This is a genomic window from uncultured Marinococcus sp., from assembly GCF_947493875.1.
Classification (GTDB): Bacteria; Bacillota; Bacilli; order Bacillales; family Marinococcaceae; genus Marinococcus.
Genome location: NZ_CANLSU010000032.1, coordinates 1 through 240, shown reverse-complemented (window position 1 = coordinate 240; position 240 = coordinate 1). Strand labels below are relative to the sequence as shown.

1 tRNA gene and 1 rRNA gene are annotated in these 240 nt (G+C 54.2%); both read left to right on the top strand.

Annotated features, from left to right (window positions below):
• Positions 1-54 (top strand): 16S ribosomal RNA (locus Q0757_RS16975); the annotation flags it as partial.
• 110 nt (positions 55-164) lie between these two features.
• Positions 165-238, top strand: a tRNA-Ile gene (locus tag Q0757_RS16970).
• Positions 239-240 lie beyond the last annotated feature (2 nt).

Here is a 240-nt window from a genome sequence, read left to right as displayed (position 1 = left end):
GTGAAGTCGTAACAAGGTATCCCTACCGGAAGGTGGGGATGGATCACCTCCTTTCTATGGAGCAGTACCCCGGTCCCACAGGGACCGGGCAGGGGCCTGGCTTGGCTTTCCTTTTGAGAGAACAATTCAACTACATATCACCCTATATAGTTGGAGTTTGTAATGGGCCTGTAGCTCAGTTGGTCAGAGCGCACGCCTGATAAGCGTGAGGTCGGTGGTTCAAGTCCACTCAGGCCCACC